Source organism: Streptomyces xantholiticus (assembly GCF_014651015.1).
In the GTDB taxonomy this organism is placed as follows: Bacteria; Actinomycetota; Actinomycetes; order Streptomycetales; family Streptomycetaceae; genus Streptomyces; species Streptomyces xantholiticus.
Genome location: NZ_BMWB01000002.1, coordinates 275,356 through 289,428 on the forward strand (window position 1 = coordinate 275,356; position 14,073 = coordinate 289,428).

10 protein-coding genes are annotated in these 14,073 nt (G+C 70.3%); 9 read left to right on the plus strand and 1 reads right to left on the minus strand.

Going from position 1 to position 14,073, the window contains the following annotated elements; all coding sequences use genetic code 11:
• Positions 1-229: 229 nt before the first annotated feature.
• Positions 230-1,228 (plus strand): hypothetical protein, encoded by a 999-nt coding sequence (locus tag IE198_RS05540; RefSeq protein WP_189883220.1) that lies wholly within the window; start codon positions 230-232, stop codon positions 1,226-1,228.
• On the opposite strand, the gene IE198_RS05545 is transcribed toward IE198_RS05540, so the two are convergent.
• Positions 1,204-1,689: an NUDIX hydrolase gene (locus IE198_RS05545; protein WP_189883222.1), complete on the minus strand. Its 486-nt coding sequence runs from the start codon at positions 1,687-1,689 to the stop codon at positions 1,204-1,206. The genes IE198_RS05540 and IE198_RS05545 overlap by 25 nt on opposite strands.
• 197 nt (positions 1,690-1,886) lie before the next feature.
• Here IE198_RS05545 and IE198_RS05550 point away from each other — a divergent pair, with 197 nt between their 5' ends.
• The 8 genes from IE198_RS05550 to IE198_RS05585 all read left to right on the plus strand — a co-directional run bounded on the left by IE198_RS05550 (position 1,887) and on the right by IE198_RS05585 (position 14,035).
• Positions 1,887-5,216: a S8 family serine peptidase gene (locus tag IE198_RS05550; RefSeq protein WP_189883224.1), complete on the plus strand. Its 3,330-nt coding sequence runs from the start codon at positions 1,887-1,889 to the stop codon at positions 5,214-5,216.
• Between the two features lie 191 nt (positions 5,217-5,407).
• Positions 5,408-6,436, plus strand: coding sequence for an aspartate-semialdehyde dehydrogenase (locus IE198_RS05555; RefSeq protein WP_189883226.1), 1,029 nt, complete (start codon positions 5,408-5,410; stop codon positions 6,434-6,436).
• Between the two features lie 274 nt (positions 6,437-6,710).
• Complete coding sequence (gene pepN / locus IE198_RS05560) at positions 6,711-9,281, plus strand: aminopeptidase N (RefSeq protein WP_189883228.1); 2,571 nt, start codon at positions 6,711-6,713, stop codon at positions 9,279-9,281.
• A gap of 454 nt (positions 9,282-9,735) precedes the next feature.
• A complete protein-coding gene (locus IE198_RS05565) occupies positions 9,736-11,220 on the plus strand; it encodes a sensor histidine kinase (RefSeq protein WP_189883686.1) in 1,485 nt (494 codons plus the stop codon).
• The gene (locus tag IE198_RS05570; RefSeq protein WP_100107186.1) at positions 11,217-11,633 is read left to right on the plus strand and encodes a roadblock/LC7 domain-containing protein; all 417 of its coding nucleotides are present in this window, start codon (positions 11,217-11,219) and stop codon (positions 11,631-11,633) included. The genes IE198_RS05565 and IE198_RS05570 overlap by 4 nt, the downstream gene beginning before the upstream one ends.
• Positions 11,630-11,989 (plus strand): DUF742 domain-containing protein, encoded by a 360-nt coding sequence (locus tag IE198_RS05575; RefSeq protein ID WP_189883229.1) that lies wholly within the window; start codon positions 11,630-11,632, stop codon positions 11,987-11,989. The genes IE198_RS05570 and IE198_RS05575 overlap by 4 nt, the downstream gene beginning before the upstream one ends.
• On the plus strand, positions 11,970-12,590 hold the full coding sequence (locus IE198_RS05580) for a GTP-binding protein (protein WP_189883231.1): 621 nt from the start codon (positions 11,970-11,972) through the stop codon (positions 12,588-12,590). Before IE198_RS05575 ends, IE198_RS05580 begins: the two co-directional genes overlap by 20 nt.
• Complete coding sequence (locus tag IE198_RS05585) at positions 12,587-14,035, plus strand: cytochrome P450 (protein ID WP_189883233.1); 1,449 nt, start codon at positions 12,587-12,589, stop codon at positions 14,033-14,035. The genes IE198_RS05580 and IE198_RS05585 overlap by 4 nt, the downstream gene beginning before the upstream one ends.
• Positions 14,036-14,073: the final 38 nt, after the last annotated feature.

The window sequence follows — 14,073 nt, forward strand, 5'->3', positions numbered from 1 at the left end:
TCGAGTTGCCCGGACACCCCACGGAGCGCGGTACCGGGGTTCGCGACCTGCCCCCGCCACGCGACGGAGCCGCACATCGGTACAGCGGAAAGAGGCGGGTTGGGGGCGGGGCCCGCAGGGCGCCTTGTCGGCAATCGAACGTGCGTACTTTAGGACAGCAGTGTCCTGAATTGTCGACGGCTTTGTAACAGCGGTTAGGCCGGTCCGGCGACGCGGGCATCTCATCGGCATGAGCCAGCCCGACGTTTCCCTCTCCCCCCTCCCCCTCCGCGGCGTCGTCTCCGGCGCACAGTTGCGGACGCACGGCGTCTTGCCGTCGCGGGTCGCGGAGCAGTGCCGGCCCGGCGGGGCATGGCAGATGCTGCTTCCAGGGGTGTACCTGCTGCATCCGGGGCCGCCCACCGGCGAGGAGCGGCTGCACGCCGCGCTGCTGTACGCCGGCCGGCCCGTCCTGCCGTCCCAGCGGCAGAACTCCGCCCCGTACGGCGAGGCCATGGTGACCGGGGCCGCCGCGCTCGCGCTGCACGGGTTCTCGGCCGTGCCGTCGCTGACGGCACTCGAGGTGATCGACGTACTCGTGCCGCGGACGCGGCGGCTGCGGTCGACGGGGTGCGCCCGGCTGGTGCGGGGACACATCATGCCGCGGTCGCAGGAGATCACCGGCTTGCCCGTGGCCCCCGTGCCCCGCGCACTCGCCGACGCCCTGGCGCAGCTCGGCGACGCGCAGCTGATCGGCCGGCTGCTGACGGAGGCGGTGCGCGGCGGGCACTGCGAGCCGGCCGCGCTGCTGCGGGAGTTGAACGACGCCCGGCTGCTGGACCGACCGCATGTCGTCGGTGCCGTCGACGACCTGCTCGCGGAGGGCCGCGCACTGGCCGAGGGGCGGCTGTACGGCCTCGTGCGCGACGGCGACCTGCCCGACCCCCTGTGGAACGTGGAACTGCGCCTGCCCGGCGGGCCCCCTCTCGGCGGGGTCGACGCGTACTGGCCGGACCAGGCCGTCGCCGTGGAACTGGACACCCGGGCGCCCCGCCACGACGAGGACACCGAGTGGTCACGGTACGCACGCAAGCGGGACCATCTGGAGCGCCTGGGCATCACCGTCGTACACCTGACGCCCCGCAAGCTGCGGGAATCGCCCGAGCAGCAGGCGACCGTGGTGCGTACGGCGCTGATGGCCGCGGCGGACCGCGAGCCCGCCGCCTATGTCGTCGTACTGCCCCGCTGAGCGTCGCGACCGCGCTGAGCGGCTCTGCCGAGCGCGGGTCTGGAGCGCCACAGTTCCAGGCCGACGTCGACGAGTTCCACACGGTCGAGGCCAGGCACCGACGCCAGGGGGTGCCAGGCGGCGAGGTCCGTCGAACCGTTGGTCTCGCTTCGCAGCTCACCGCCGGTGATCCGGCCCTCGTACACGATCCGCAGCCCCTGGAAGTCGGCGAACGCGCCCAGTCGGCGCGGGTAACGGCGGCGCACGGAGTCGAGGCCGAGCAGGGCCGTCATCTCGGAGGTGTGCCCGGTCTCCTCCTCCACCTCGCGGACGACGGTGTCGAGGGGGTCCTCGCCGTGGTCCATGCCGCCGCCGGGCAGCGTCCACTTCTTCGTACCCTCGCGCGCGACCCAGCGGGCCAGCAGGATCTGTCCGTCCCGTATGCATACGGCGTACGCCGCGACCCTCAACTCCTTGTTCATTGGGCGAGATTACCGACCAGTCAGATCCCGGAGGGCAATAGCGACCCATTCGTACCGCGTGGCGCAGGGCTCGCCCTGGCGGGTTTACGCCATGAACACATCCCGTCTCAATCAGACCTCTACAAAGCCCTGTCAATTACGAAAGGCTGAGCGGTCATCCGGCACCGTATTCCGGACCCTCTCTTTCACAAACAGGGATGCTGATGACCCCAGAACCCGAGAGCTCCACAGCAGGACGCTCGACGCCTGGTCACAGACGCGTGGCGCGCGTCGCGGCCGCCGCCTCGATGGTGGCCGCGCTCGTCGCCGCCGGCGTCGCCCCGGCCGTCGCCTCGGCACCCGCCGACGACCCGGCAGGCACCAGCGAGGTCAAGGCCGCCAGGGCCTCCTCGGACAAGATCGGAACGGCCGACGAGGAACTGCTCGCCGAGGCCGAGGCCAAGGGCGAGAAGAGCGTCACCGTCATGGTGGCCACCGCCCCGGGCCAGACCGAGCAGGTCGCGGACCGTCTGGACGCCGTGGAAGGCGCCACCGTCGGCCGGACCTTCGACGAGCTCGGCTATGTACGTGCCACGCTGCCCACGGACAAGGCGGAGGCGGCGCTCAAGTCGGCCGCCAAGCTGTCCAGCGTGCACGGCATCGATCTCAAACACGAGATCGAGCTGGACGACCCGACCCCGGCAGCGGACACCGTCAGGGCCGCAGGGACTGCCGAGGCCCAGGTCGAGCAGTACCCGGCGCCCGGGGAGGGGACGCCGGCAGAGAACCCGTACAACCCGTCCTTCGAGACCGGTGCGGTCGACTTCGTCAAGAAGCACCCGAAGGCCGACGGCCGCGGCGTGACCATCGGCGTCCTCGACTCCGGTGTCGACATCGCCCACCCGGCACTGCAGAAGACCACTACCGGCGAGCGCAAGATCGTCGACTGGGTCACGGCTACGGACCCGGTGGCCGACGGCGACCGCACCTGGCTGCGGATGAGCACAGCCGTCTCCGGTCCGACGTTCGCCGTGAACGGGCGGACCTACACCGCTCCGGCCGGTGCCCACCGCTTCAACCTGTTCGCCGAGGCCGCCACCAGGGGCGGCGACATGGCCGGCGACCTGAACCGGGACGGCGACACCACCGACGTCTGGGCGGTCCTCTACGACGAGGGCACCCGCACGGCGCGCGTCGACCTGAACAACAACGCCGACTTCACCGACGACACCCTGATGAAGCCGTACAAGAACGGTTTCCAGGTCGGCTACTTCGGCAAGGACGACCCGAAGACCGAGATCGCCGAGCGCATCCCGTTCGTCATCGAGGTCCGTACCGACGTCGTCTACAACAGCACCGGCGCGACTGCCGACTACGTCAACATCGGCGTCATCGAAGGTTCGCACGGTACGCACGTCGCCGGCATCACCGCCGCCAACAGCCTCTTCGGCGGCCGTATGAACGGTGCGGCACCCGGCGCGAAGATAGTCTCCTCGCGCGCCTGCACCTGGAGCGGCGGCTGCACCAACACCGCGCTCACCGAGGGCATGGCCGACCTGGTCATCAACCGCGGCGTGGACATCGTCAACATGTCCATCGGCGGTCTGCCCCCGCTGAACGACGGCAACAACGCGCGTGCCGAGCTCTACAACCGGCTCATCGACACCTACGGCGTCCAGCTGGTGATCTCCGCCGGCAACGAGGGCCCGGGCACCAACACCCTGGGCGACCCGGCCGTCGCCGACAAGGTGATCTCCGTCGGCGCGTCCATCTCCAAGGAGACCTGGGCCGCCAACTACGGCTCCGGTGTCGAGAAGACGTACGCGATGCTGCCCTTCTCCTCCCGCGGCCCGCGTGAGGACGGCGGCTTCACGCCGACGCTGACCGCGCCCGGTGCGGCGGTCAACACCACCCAGACCTGGTCGCCCGGCGGCCCGGTCAAGGAGGCCGGCTACCAGCTGCCTCCCGGCTACTCGATGATGCAGGGCACCTCGATGTCCTCGCCGCAGGCCGCCGGCGCGGCCGCGCTGCTGCTCTCCGCGGCGAAGCAGCGCGACATCGAGCTCTCCCCGGCGCAGTTGCGCACCGCCCTCACCAGCACCGCGCACCGCATCGCGGATGTGCAGGCGCACGAGCAGGGCGCGGGCCTGATCAACGTGGTGGACGCCTGGGATCAGATCCGGCAGGGCGTCGCCGCTCACGAATACGCGGTCAAGGCGCCGGTCGACACCTCGATAGACTTCGCACTGAAGACTCCGGGCTTCGGCACCGGCCTCTACGACCGTGAGGGCGGGCTGCAGGCCGGCAAGAGCCGGACGTACGACGTCACCATCACCCGCACGACCGGCCCGAAGAAGGCGGTCGAGCACAAGCTGCGCTGGAAGAACAACGACGGCACCTTCCGTCTGCTCAGCGGCTCGAAGGTCCGGCTCCCGCTGAACCAGCCGGTCACCGTCACCGTCCAGGCCCGGCCCAAGACGGCCGGCGTGCACAGCGCGATCCTCGAGGCGGACGACCGGGGCAGCGTCGGCGTGGACAAGCAGATCCTGGCCACCGTGGTCGTCAGCGACGAGCTCGCGAAGCCCGGGTACACCGTCTCCAAGTCGGACTCGGTGCAGCGCAACAGCCACAAGTCGTACTTCGTCACGGTCCCCGAGGGCGCCAAGAACCTCGAGGTCGCGCTCGGCGGGCTCGACAAGGGCAGCCAGACCCGGTTCATCGGCATCCACCCGTACGGACTGCCGGTCGACGACAGCTCGACGATCTTCTGCTACCCGAACTACGAGAACCCTGCCAACACCTGCCGTCCGGACGTCCGCCCCTACGCGGACCCGATGCCGGGCGTCTGGGAGATCGAGGTCGAGTCGCGGCGTACGTCCCCGCTGCTGGACAACCCGTTCGAGCTGGACGTGACAGTGCTGGGCGCCGACTTCGACCCGGCCGTCAAGACGCTCCCCGAGGCGAAGATCGGCACGCCGGCGGCCGTCGAGTGGAACGTCACCAACGGCTTCGCCGCCATCGACGGCAAGCTGGCCGGCGGCTCGCTGGGCTCGGCGAAGGTCGCCCGTCCGTCCATCACGGACGGTGAGTCGCAGGAGTCCACGGTCACCATCGGCGAGGGCGTGGAGCGCCTCGACGTGGCGATCGGCTCGACCTCGGACAACGGCGCGGACCTGGACCTCGTGGTCCTCAAGGACGGCGCCGTGGTCGGCCAGGCCGCGGACGGCGACTCGGAGGAGGCGGTGAGCCTGGTCAAGCCGGCCGCCGGCACCTACACGATCGTGGTCGACGGCTACTCGGTCCCGGCCGGGACCACCGAGTACGACTACCGCGATGTGTTCTTCTCCACGTCGCTCGGCACCGTGAAGGTCGACTCCAGCAAGCCGGTCGAGCTCGCCAACGGCGCGTCGGCGCAGGTCAGCGCCGAGGTCGTGGTTAGCGGCGCGGCTCCCGAGGGGCGTCAGTTCTTCGGTGAGGTGCAGCTGCTGAACGGGCGCGGCACGGTCGCGGGCGCGGGCAGCGTGGTGATCGGCAAGGTCACCGGGTAGCACCCGCGGGCACATCGGTGCGGGGCGGGGATCCGGTACGGGTCCCCGCCCCTTCGCCGTCTCCGTCGCAGGTCGGACGGCATGAGGTGTCTCACATGTCCCGCCCTTCGGACAACCGATTGGACAAGGCGAGTGGGGACATACGCATCATGGAGCGGCACCAGAGCCGCACATCGTACGGAGGAGTCCCCGTGAAGGTCGGAATCGTCGGAGCCACCGGGCAGGTCGGCACGGTCATGCGCAAGATCCTTGCCGAGCGGAAGTTCCCGGTGGACGAGCTGCGGCTGTTCGCCTCGGCCCGGTCCGCCGGTTCCACGATCGAGTGGGAGGGGCGGCAGATCACGGTCGAGGACGCCTCCACCGCCGACTACACCGGGCTGGACATCGCACTCTTCTCCGCGGGCGGCGCCACCTCCAGGGCGCTCGCCGAGAAGGTCGCCTCGCAGGGCGTCGTCGTGATCGACAACTCCTCCGCCTGGCGCCGTGACCCCGAGGTGCCGCTCGTCGTCTCCGAGGTCAACCCGCACGCGGTCAAGGACCGCCCCAAGGGGATCATCGCCAACCCGAACTGCACCACGATGGCCGCCATGCCGGTCCTCAAGCCGCTGCACCAGGAGGCGGGCCTCGTCTCGATGATCGCCACCACGTACCAGGCCGTCTCCGGCTCGGGTCTCGCCGGTGTCGCGGAGCTGGACGAACAGGTCAGGGCCGTTGCGGACCGGGCCAAGGAGCTCACCCACGACGGTGAGGCCGTGGCCTTCCCCGAGCCCGGCGTCTACAAGCGCCCCATCGCCTACAACGTGCTCCCGCTCGCGGGCAACCTCGTCGACGACGGCTCACACGAGACCGACGAGGAGCAGAAGCTCCGCAACGAGTCCCGCAAGATCCTCGAGATCCCGGAGCTCAAGGTCTCCGGCACCTGCGTCCGGGTGCCGGTCTTCTCCGGCCACTCGCTGCAGGTCAATGCCCGTTTCGCGAACCCGCTGGCCGTGGAGCGTGCCTACGAGCTGCTGAAGGACGCCGCGGGCGTGGAGCTCTCCGAGATCCCGACCCCGCTGCAGGCGGCCGGCAAGGACGCCTCGTACGTGGGCCGTATCCGCGTGGACGAGACCGTGGACAACGGTCTGGCGCTGTTCGTGTCGAACGACAACCTGCGCAAGGGCGCGGCGCTCAACGCGGTGCAGATCGCGGAGCTGGTCGCCGAGGAGCTGCGCGGCTGACCCCGCACGTCCGGTCCAGGACCGTCACAGGGGGCGGGCGCCCACGCGGCGCCCGCCCCCTGTGGCCATTCACGGCGCCAGAGGCGCACGCGACATGACGGACGTCACACGCGCCACGGTGGCGGCCCACGGCCGCGGCGCTCGACCGACCGGTCGGCCGCGTCGTGGAATGGAAGATCCTCGCGGTGACGGTGAGACCGGATTCTCCCGGGCGTACGACCCCGGGCGCGTGGAAGGATGTGCCGCAAACATCACATACCGAGGAGATGACCGGGTGCCTGGCACAAACCTGACCCGTGAAGAGGCGCAGCAGCGTGCGCGCCTGCTCACCGTTGACTCGTACGAGATCGACCTCGATCTCTCCGGGGCGCAGGAAGGCGGAACCTACCGGTCCGAAACCACCGTGCGCTTCGCGTCCGCGGAGGCCGACGCGGAAACGTTCATCGACCTCGTCGCACCCGCGGTGCACGACGTCGTGCTGAACGGCAAGTCGCTGGACGTGGCCGCGGTCTTCAGGGATTCACGGATCGCGCTGAAGCATCTGCGTCAGGGCGACAACGAGCTCAAGGTCGTCGCCGACTGCTCGTACACCAACACCGGCGAGGGGCTGCACCGCTTCGTCGACCCGGTGGACGAGCAGGCCTATCTGTACACGCAGTTCGAGGTGCCGGACGCGCGGCGGGTCTTCGCGTCCTTCGAGCAGCCGGACCTGAAGGCGACGTTCGCCTTCACCGTCAAGGCGCCCGAGGGCTGGACGGTCATCTCGAACTCCCCGACGCCTGAGCCGAAGGACAACGTCTGGCGCTTCGAGCCGACGCCGCGGATCTCCACATACATCACGGCACTGATCGTCGGTCCGTACCACAGCGTGCACAGCTCGTACGAGAAGGACGGGCAGTCCGTCCCGCTGGGCATCTACTGCCGCCCGTCGCTGGCTCAGTTCCTGGACGCGGACGCGATCTTCGAGGTCACCCGCCAGGGCTTCGACTGGTTCCAGGAGAAGTTCGACTACGCGTACCCGTTCGCCAAGTACGACCAGCTGTTCGTGCCGGAGTTCAACGCGGGCGCGATGGAGAACGCGGGCGCGGTCACCATCCGCGACCAGTACGTCTTCCGTTCGAAGGTGACGGACGCGGCGTACGAGGTGCGGGCGGAGACGATCCTCCACGAGCTCGCGCACATGTGGTTCGGCGACCTCGTCACCATGGAGTGGTGGAACGACCTGTGGCTGAACGAGTCGTTCGCCACGTACACGTCGATCGCCTGCCAGGCGTACGCGCCGGGGTCGAAGTGGCCGCACTCGTGGACCACGTTCGCGAACTCGATGAAGACCTGGGCGTACCGGCAGGACCAGCTGCCGTCGACGCACCCGATCATGGCCGAGATCCGCGACCTCGATGACGTTCTCGTGAACTTCGACGGCATCACGTACGCCAAGGGTGCATCGGTTCTCAAGCAGCTCGTCGCCTATGTCGGCATGGACGAGTTCTTCCGCGGCGTGCAGGCGTACTTCAAGGCGCACGCGTTCGGCAACACGCGTCTGTCGGACCTGCTCGGCGCGCTGGAGGAGACCAGCGGCCGGGACCTGAAGACCTGGTCGAGGGCGTGGCTGGAAACGGCCGGCATCAACATCCTGCGGCCCGAGATCGCCATGGACGGCTCGGGAGTCATCACCGGCTTCGCGGTGAAGCAGGAGGCCCCGGCGCTTCCCGCGGGCGCCAAGGGCGAGCCGGTCCTGCGGCCGCACCGTATCGCGATCGGCCTGTACGACCTGGACGGGGCCGGCAAGCTGGTGCGCCGCGAGCGCGTCGAGCTGGACGTCGACGGTGAGCTGACCGAGGTACCGGAGCTGGTGGGCAAGACGCGTCCGGCCGTCGTCCTCCTCAACGACGACGACCTGTCGTACGCCAAGGTCCGCCTCGACGAGGAGTCCCTGCGCAACGTCACCGGGCACCTGGGCGACTTCACCGAGTCCCTGCCGCGCGCGCTGTGCTGGGCCTCCGCCTGGGACATGACCCGCGACGGCGAGCTCGCCACCCGCGACTACCTGGCGCTGGTCCTGTCCGGGATCGGCAAGGAGTCCGACATCGGCGTGGTGCAGTCCCTGCACCGCCAGGTCAAGCTGGCCATCGACCTGTACGCGGCGCCGGCCTGGCGCGAGGCGGGCCTCACCCAGTGGACCGATGCGACGCTGGCGCACCTGCGGGCGGCGGAGCCGGGCAGCGACCACCAGCTGGCCTGGGCTCGGGCGTTCGCCGCGACCGCACGCACCCCGCAGCAGCTGGACCTGCTGCAGGCGCTGCTGGACGGCACGGAGACCATCGAGGGCCTCGCCGTCGACACCGAGCTGCGCTGGGCATTCGTCGAGCGGCTCGCCGCGACCGGTGTCTTCGACGAGGACGACATCGCGGGCGAGTACGAGCGGGACAAGACGGCCGCAGGCGAGCGCCACGCGGCAACCGCGCGTGCGGCGCGGCCGACGCAGGAGGCGAAGGCCGGCGCATGGGCGTCCGTCGTCGAGAGCGACAAGCTACCGAACGCCGTGCAGGAGTCGGTGATCGCGGGCTTCGTCCAGACCGACCAGCGTGAACTGCTCGCGCCGTACGCCGAGAAGTACTTCGCGGCGGTCAAGGGTGTCTGGGAGTCGCGCAGCCACGAGATGGCGCAGCAGGTAGCGATCGGGCTGTACCCGTCGCTGCTCGTCTCCCAGAAGACCCTGGACGCGACGGACGCGTGGCTCGCCTCGGCGGACCCGAACGCGGCCCTGCGGCGCCTCGTCTCCGAGTCCCGCGCGGGCGTCGAGCGCGCCCTCAAGGCACAGGCGGCGGACGCGGCAGCGGGCTGACCCCGGCGGCGGGGGGCGGCGCGCCGCGTCGGCCCCGATGTGTGAGAGGGCCCCCGGAACCTTGGCGGTTCCGGGGGCCCTCTCACGCATCTGCCGCGGCCCACCGACGACGCGACCCATTGGGCGGACCTCACCCCGCAGGGACCACCGCCGACACGATCAAACCGACGTCCCACAGGCAACGCGCCGCGCAGCAGGGGGCCGATCGCGGCGAGCGCGGGGAGCAGCCCGCAAAGCGCCGTCAGGGTTCGGGTCGGGCCGGGGGAAACGGCCCCACCCGCCCAGGCGCTCCTCGCGCCGTCACCCATCCGTCGTCAACTCGAGCTGCCCTTTTGCCATTTCAAACATATGGATCACGACAACCGCATGGCCCTCCGTCAAACCTGCGCGCCGGAGCGGGATATGCTCCCGCCCGTCGTCATATGATCTTCCACGTTCGATTCTGAGGATGCCGATGGTTCGACAGGGAACGTCGACCGGAAGTCCGCGGCCCCCGGCCGGCCTGGTCTGGCAACTGCCCGTAGCCGCGACCGTCGCTGCCGCGATCGCGGCCGTGTCCCTGGTGCCGGCTTCGGCCCGCACACCGGTCATCGCGATCTGCCTGGTCGCGGTCGCCGCGGTCGCCGTCGCCTGCGGCGAGGTCATGCGGCGCGGCAGAGTCGTCGCCCAGCTGCGCCGTACGGTAGCGGAGCAGGATGCGGCCCTGGGACGGCGGGCGGCCGAGACCACTCGCCTCGCCGGCGAACTGCTGCCCCAGGTGGTGGAACAGCTCCGCAAGGGCGAGTTCCCGGAGGACGTGCTCGCCTCGATCGACGCCCCCGCCGAGCACCAGGCGGTGCTCCGCTCGGTCGTCGAGGCGGTCAGCGCCGAGGAGGACCTGCGCGAGTCCGCCCAGCGGGCCTTCGTGAACATCGCCCGCCGCGTCCAGGCCATCGTCCACCAGCAGGCGCAGGAGCTCCGGGAGATGGAGGAGCGGCACGGCCAGACGCCGAGCGTCTTCGGAGACCTGCTCCGGATCGACCACGGCACGGCCCTGATCGGCCGTCTCGCCGACTCCATCGCCGTGCTCGGCGGTGCCCGCCCGGGCCGCCAGTGGAGCAGGGCGGTACCGCTGTACAGCGTGATGCGCGGTGCCATGTCGCGAATCCTCGACTACCAGCGGGTGGAGCTGCACTCGGTCTCCGAGGTCGCCGTCGTCGGCAGCGCGGTCGAGCCGCTGATCCACGCGTTGTCCGAACTGCTCGACAACGCCACCCGTTACTCGCCGCCGCAGACCAAGGTCCATCTGACCGCGGTCGACGTGCAGTCGGGCATCGCGATCGAGATCGAGGACGGCGGCGTCAGCATGAGCGAGGAGGCCCGGCTCCGGGCCGAGCGCATGCTCCGCCAGGCGCAGCAGGGCATCGACGTCAACGACCTCGGCGAGACGCCTCGCCTGGGTCTCGCGGTGGTCGGCCGGTTGTCCCAGGCGTACGGCTTCCAGGTATCGCTGCGCTCGTCGGCGTACGGAGGCGTGCGGGCCGTGCTCGTCGTACCGCAGGACCTGATCACCACGACCTCCTCCGCGACCGGTCTCGCGCACGGCATCGGCACCTCCTCCGGCCCCCGCGCGGCCGGGTCCGACACTCACGAGCGGCTGCCGCGGCCGGTCACCGGGCCGACCGCCTCGGGCCCGGCGGCGGGCCCGGCCGAAGACGACATGCCGGTGGTGACCGAGCGGACGCCCAACGGCCTGCCGCAGCGGCGCCGCAAGGCCCGCGTGACCGAGCCCGCCGCGCCGGCCGCCCCCGCCACTGCGGCCGCGCAGTCCGCACCGGCCACGGGCGAGGCGGCGCCCGCGTCCGCACCGGCGGTGCAGCCCGGCATGTGGCTGGCCGCCTTCCAGAGCGGCCTGTCCGGCGACACCACCCAGCCAAGCAAGGGGAACCAGCAGCCATGATTCAGCGGCAGTCCAACCAGACCAACATGGACTGGATGCTCAAGGACCTGGCGGAGGGCGTTCCGCAGACCCGTAACGTCGTCGTCCTGTCAGCCGACGGTCTGCGCATGGCCCAGTACGGCGCGGACACCGACACCGCCGACCGGCTCGCCGCCGCCTGCGCGGGGCTGCAGAGCCTGGCAGCCGCGGTTGCCTCCGAACTTCCGCACGGTGACGGGCAGATGCGACTCGTCGTCATCGAGATGGACGGCGGATTCTTCTATCTGATGGCCGCGGGCCAGGGCGCGTACCTGGCGGTGCTGGCCGACGAGGGAGTCGACGCCGGACTGATGGGCCAGCGGATGCGGGACCTCGTGCTGCGGATCGGAGAACACCTGAGCACGCCGCCGCGGCACGAAGGGCAGACCGCGTGAGCGACGCGGGCGGGGACTGGGAGGAGAGCAGTCCCGAGCGGCTCTACGTCATCACGGGCGGCCGCAGCGGCTCGTCCACGCCCGCCACGCTCGACCTGGTCACCCTGATCGTGGCCAGGTCGGGTCCCGCGCCCGGCATGCAGCCGGAGCACGCGGCGATCACCCGCATCTGTCAGGCCCCGCTCTCGGTGGCCGAGATCTCCGCCTATCTGGGTCTCCCGGTGAGTGTCGTCACCGTGCTGCTCAGCGACCTTCTGGCCGAGGACAAGGTGCTGGCACGCGCACCCGTCCAGGCCGCCCGTCTCCCCGACCGCGCTTTGATTGAGGCAGTGATCGATGGACTTCAAAAGCTCTGAGCAGGCCGTCGGGCCGCGGAGCGAGGACGTGCTGCCCACGACGGCCACCGCTGCCGTCAAGGTGGTCATCGTGGGTGGTTTCGGCGTCGGCAAGACGACACTGGTCGGCTCGGTGAGCGAGATCAGGCCGCTGACGACGGAGGAGACGATGACCCAGGCCGGGGTCGGCGTCGACGACACCCAGGGCGTGGAGCGCAAAACGTCCACGACCGTCGCGATGGACTTCGGCCGCATCAGCATCAACGAGGAGCTGGTGCTCTACCTGTTCGGCACCCCGGGCCAGGAACGCTTCTGGTTCCTGTGGCGCGGACTGTTCGAGGGCGCGCTGGGCGCCGTGGTGCTCGTCGACACCCGCCGGCTCGAGGTCAGCTTCGACGTCATCGGGCGGCTCGAGGAGCGCGGCGTGCCGTTCGTGGTGGCCGTCAACAACTTCCCCGACGCACCCGACCACCCCCTGGAGGAGCTGCGCAGCGCCCTGGACCTGCCGGCGTCGGTGCCGATCGTCCTCTGCGACGCGCGGCAGCGCGGCTCCAGCCGGGACGTCCTGATGACGCTGATGCGCTATCTCCAGAACCTTGCCACGACGCAGGAGGCGTCATGACCACCCCCGACCCGATCGGCCACGCCCCCGAGCCCTCCGCGCCTCCCGGCCCCGTCCCGCCACCGGGCTGCCCCGCCCACGGCATGCCCCCGGATGCACTGCGCCGGCTGTACGGCGCGGAGGCGGAGGCGGATCCCCGGGCGATGTACGAGCTCCTGCGCCAGGAGCACGGTCCGGTGGCACCCGTGCTGCTGCACGGGGACCTGCCGGCATGGCTTGTGCTGGGCTACCGGGAGATTCTCGAAGTCACGCGCTCCCCTTCCCGGTTCACCCGCGACTCGAGGCACTGGCGGATGTTCGAAGAGGGGAAGGTGACCCCGGACTCGCCGTTGCGCCCCATGGTCGAGTGGCAGCCGACCTGCATCTTCGTGGACGGCGAGGAGCACCGGCGACTTCGTTCCGCGGTGACGGAAAGCCTGGAACAGTTCGACCGCCGTGGCATCCGGCGCTATGTCATCCGGTACACGAACCAGCTCGTCGACGCCTTCGCCGGAACCGGACATGCCGATCTGATCGGGCAGTTCGCGGAGAAGCTGCCCATGCTGGTGATGACGCAGCTGCTGGGCATGGCCGAGGAGTACGGGCCCCAGCTGGTGGATGCGGCCCTGGACCTGATGAAGGGCACCGAGACTGCTCTGGCCAGCAACGACTTCGTCGTGGAGACGCTGCGGAGCCTGGTCGGGCGCAAGAAGCAGAATCCGGGCCACGATTTGGCCAGCCTGCTCCTGAGCCACCCGGCGGGCCTGAGCGACGACGAGGTCGTCGAGCATCTGCGGCTCGTGCTGGTCGCCGCGAACGAGACGACGGTCAATCTGATCGCCAACACTCTCCGGATGGTGCTGACCGACCGCCGTTTCCGCGCGAATCTCGCCGGCGGCCACATGACGCTCCCCGACGCGCTGGAGCAGGTGCTGTGGGACGAGCCGCCTCTCTCGACGATCCCTGGTCGCTGGGCCATCAGCGACACCGTGCTCGGCGGTCAGCAGATCAAGGCCGGCGACATCCTGATGCTGGGTCTCGAGGCCGGCAACGCCGATCCGGAGATCCGGCCGGACGTCACCGCGCCCCTGCACGGGAACCGTGCTCATCTCTCCTTCTGCAGCGGGCCCCACGAGTGTCCCGGGCAGGAGATCGGCCGCGCGATCGCCGACACCGGCATCGACACGCTGCTGGCCCGGCTGTCGAACGTCCGGCTCGCTGTCCCCGAGGGTGAACTGCGGTCGCGTGCGGCCTGGCTTTCGAAGCGGCTGGAGGCACTGCCGGTGGTCTTCGCACCACCCCGCTCGTCGAACGGAAGCGGCGGAAAGCAGGCGGTGGATTTCGCTTCCGCGCCCGGTCCGTTGCCCGACACGGTGCCGGTTGCCGCTCCTCCAGCAGTGCCCCAGCAGCCAACTGCCCGCCGCGCCGGAGGCACATGGCGGTCACTGTTCCGTTCCGGCCGTTGATTGTTCCGACCTGGCCGGTTTCATCCAGGCATCGTCCT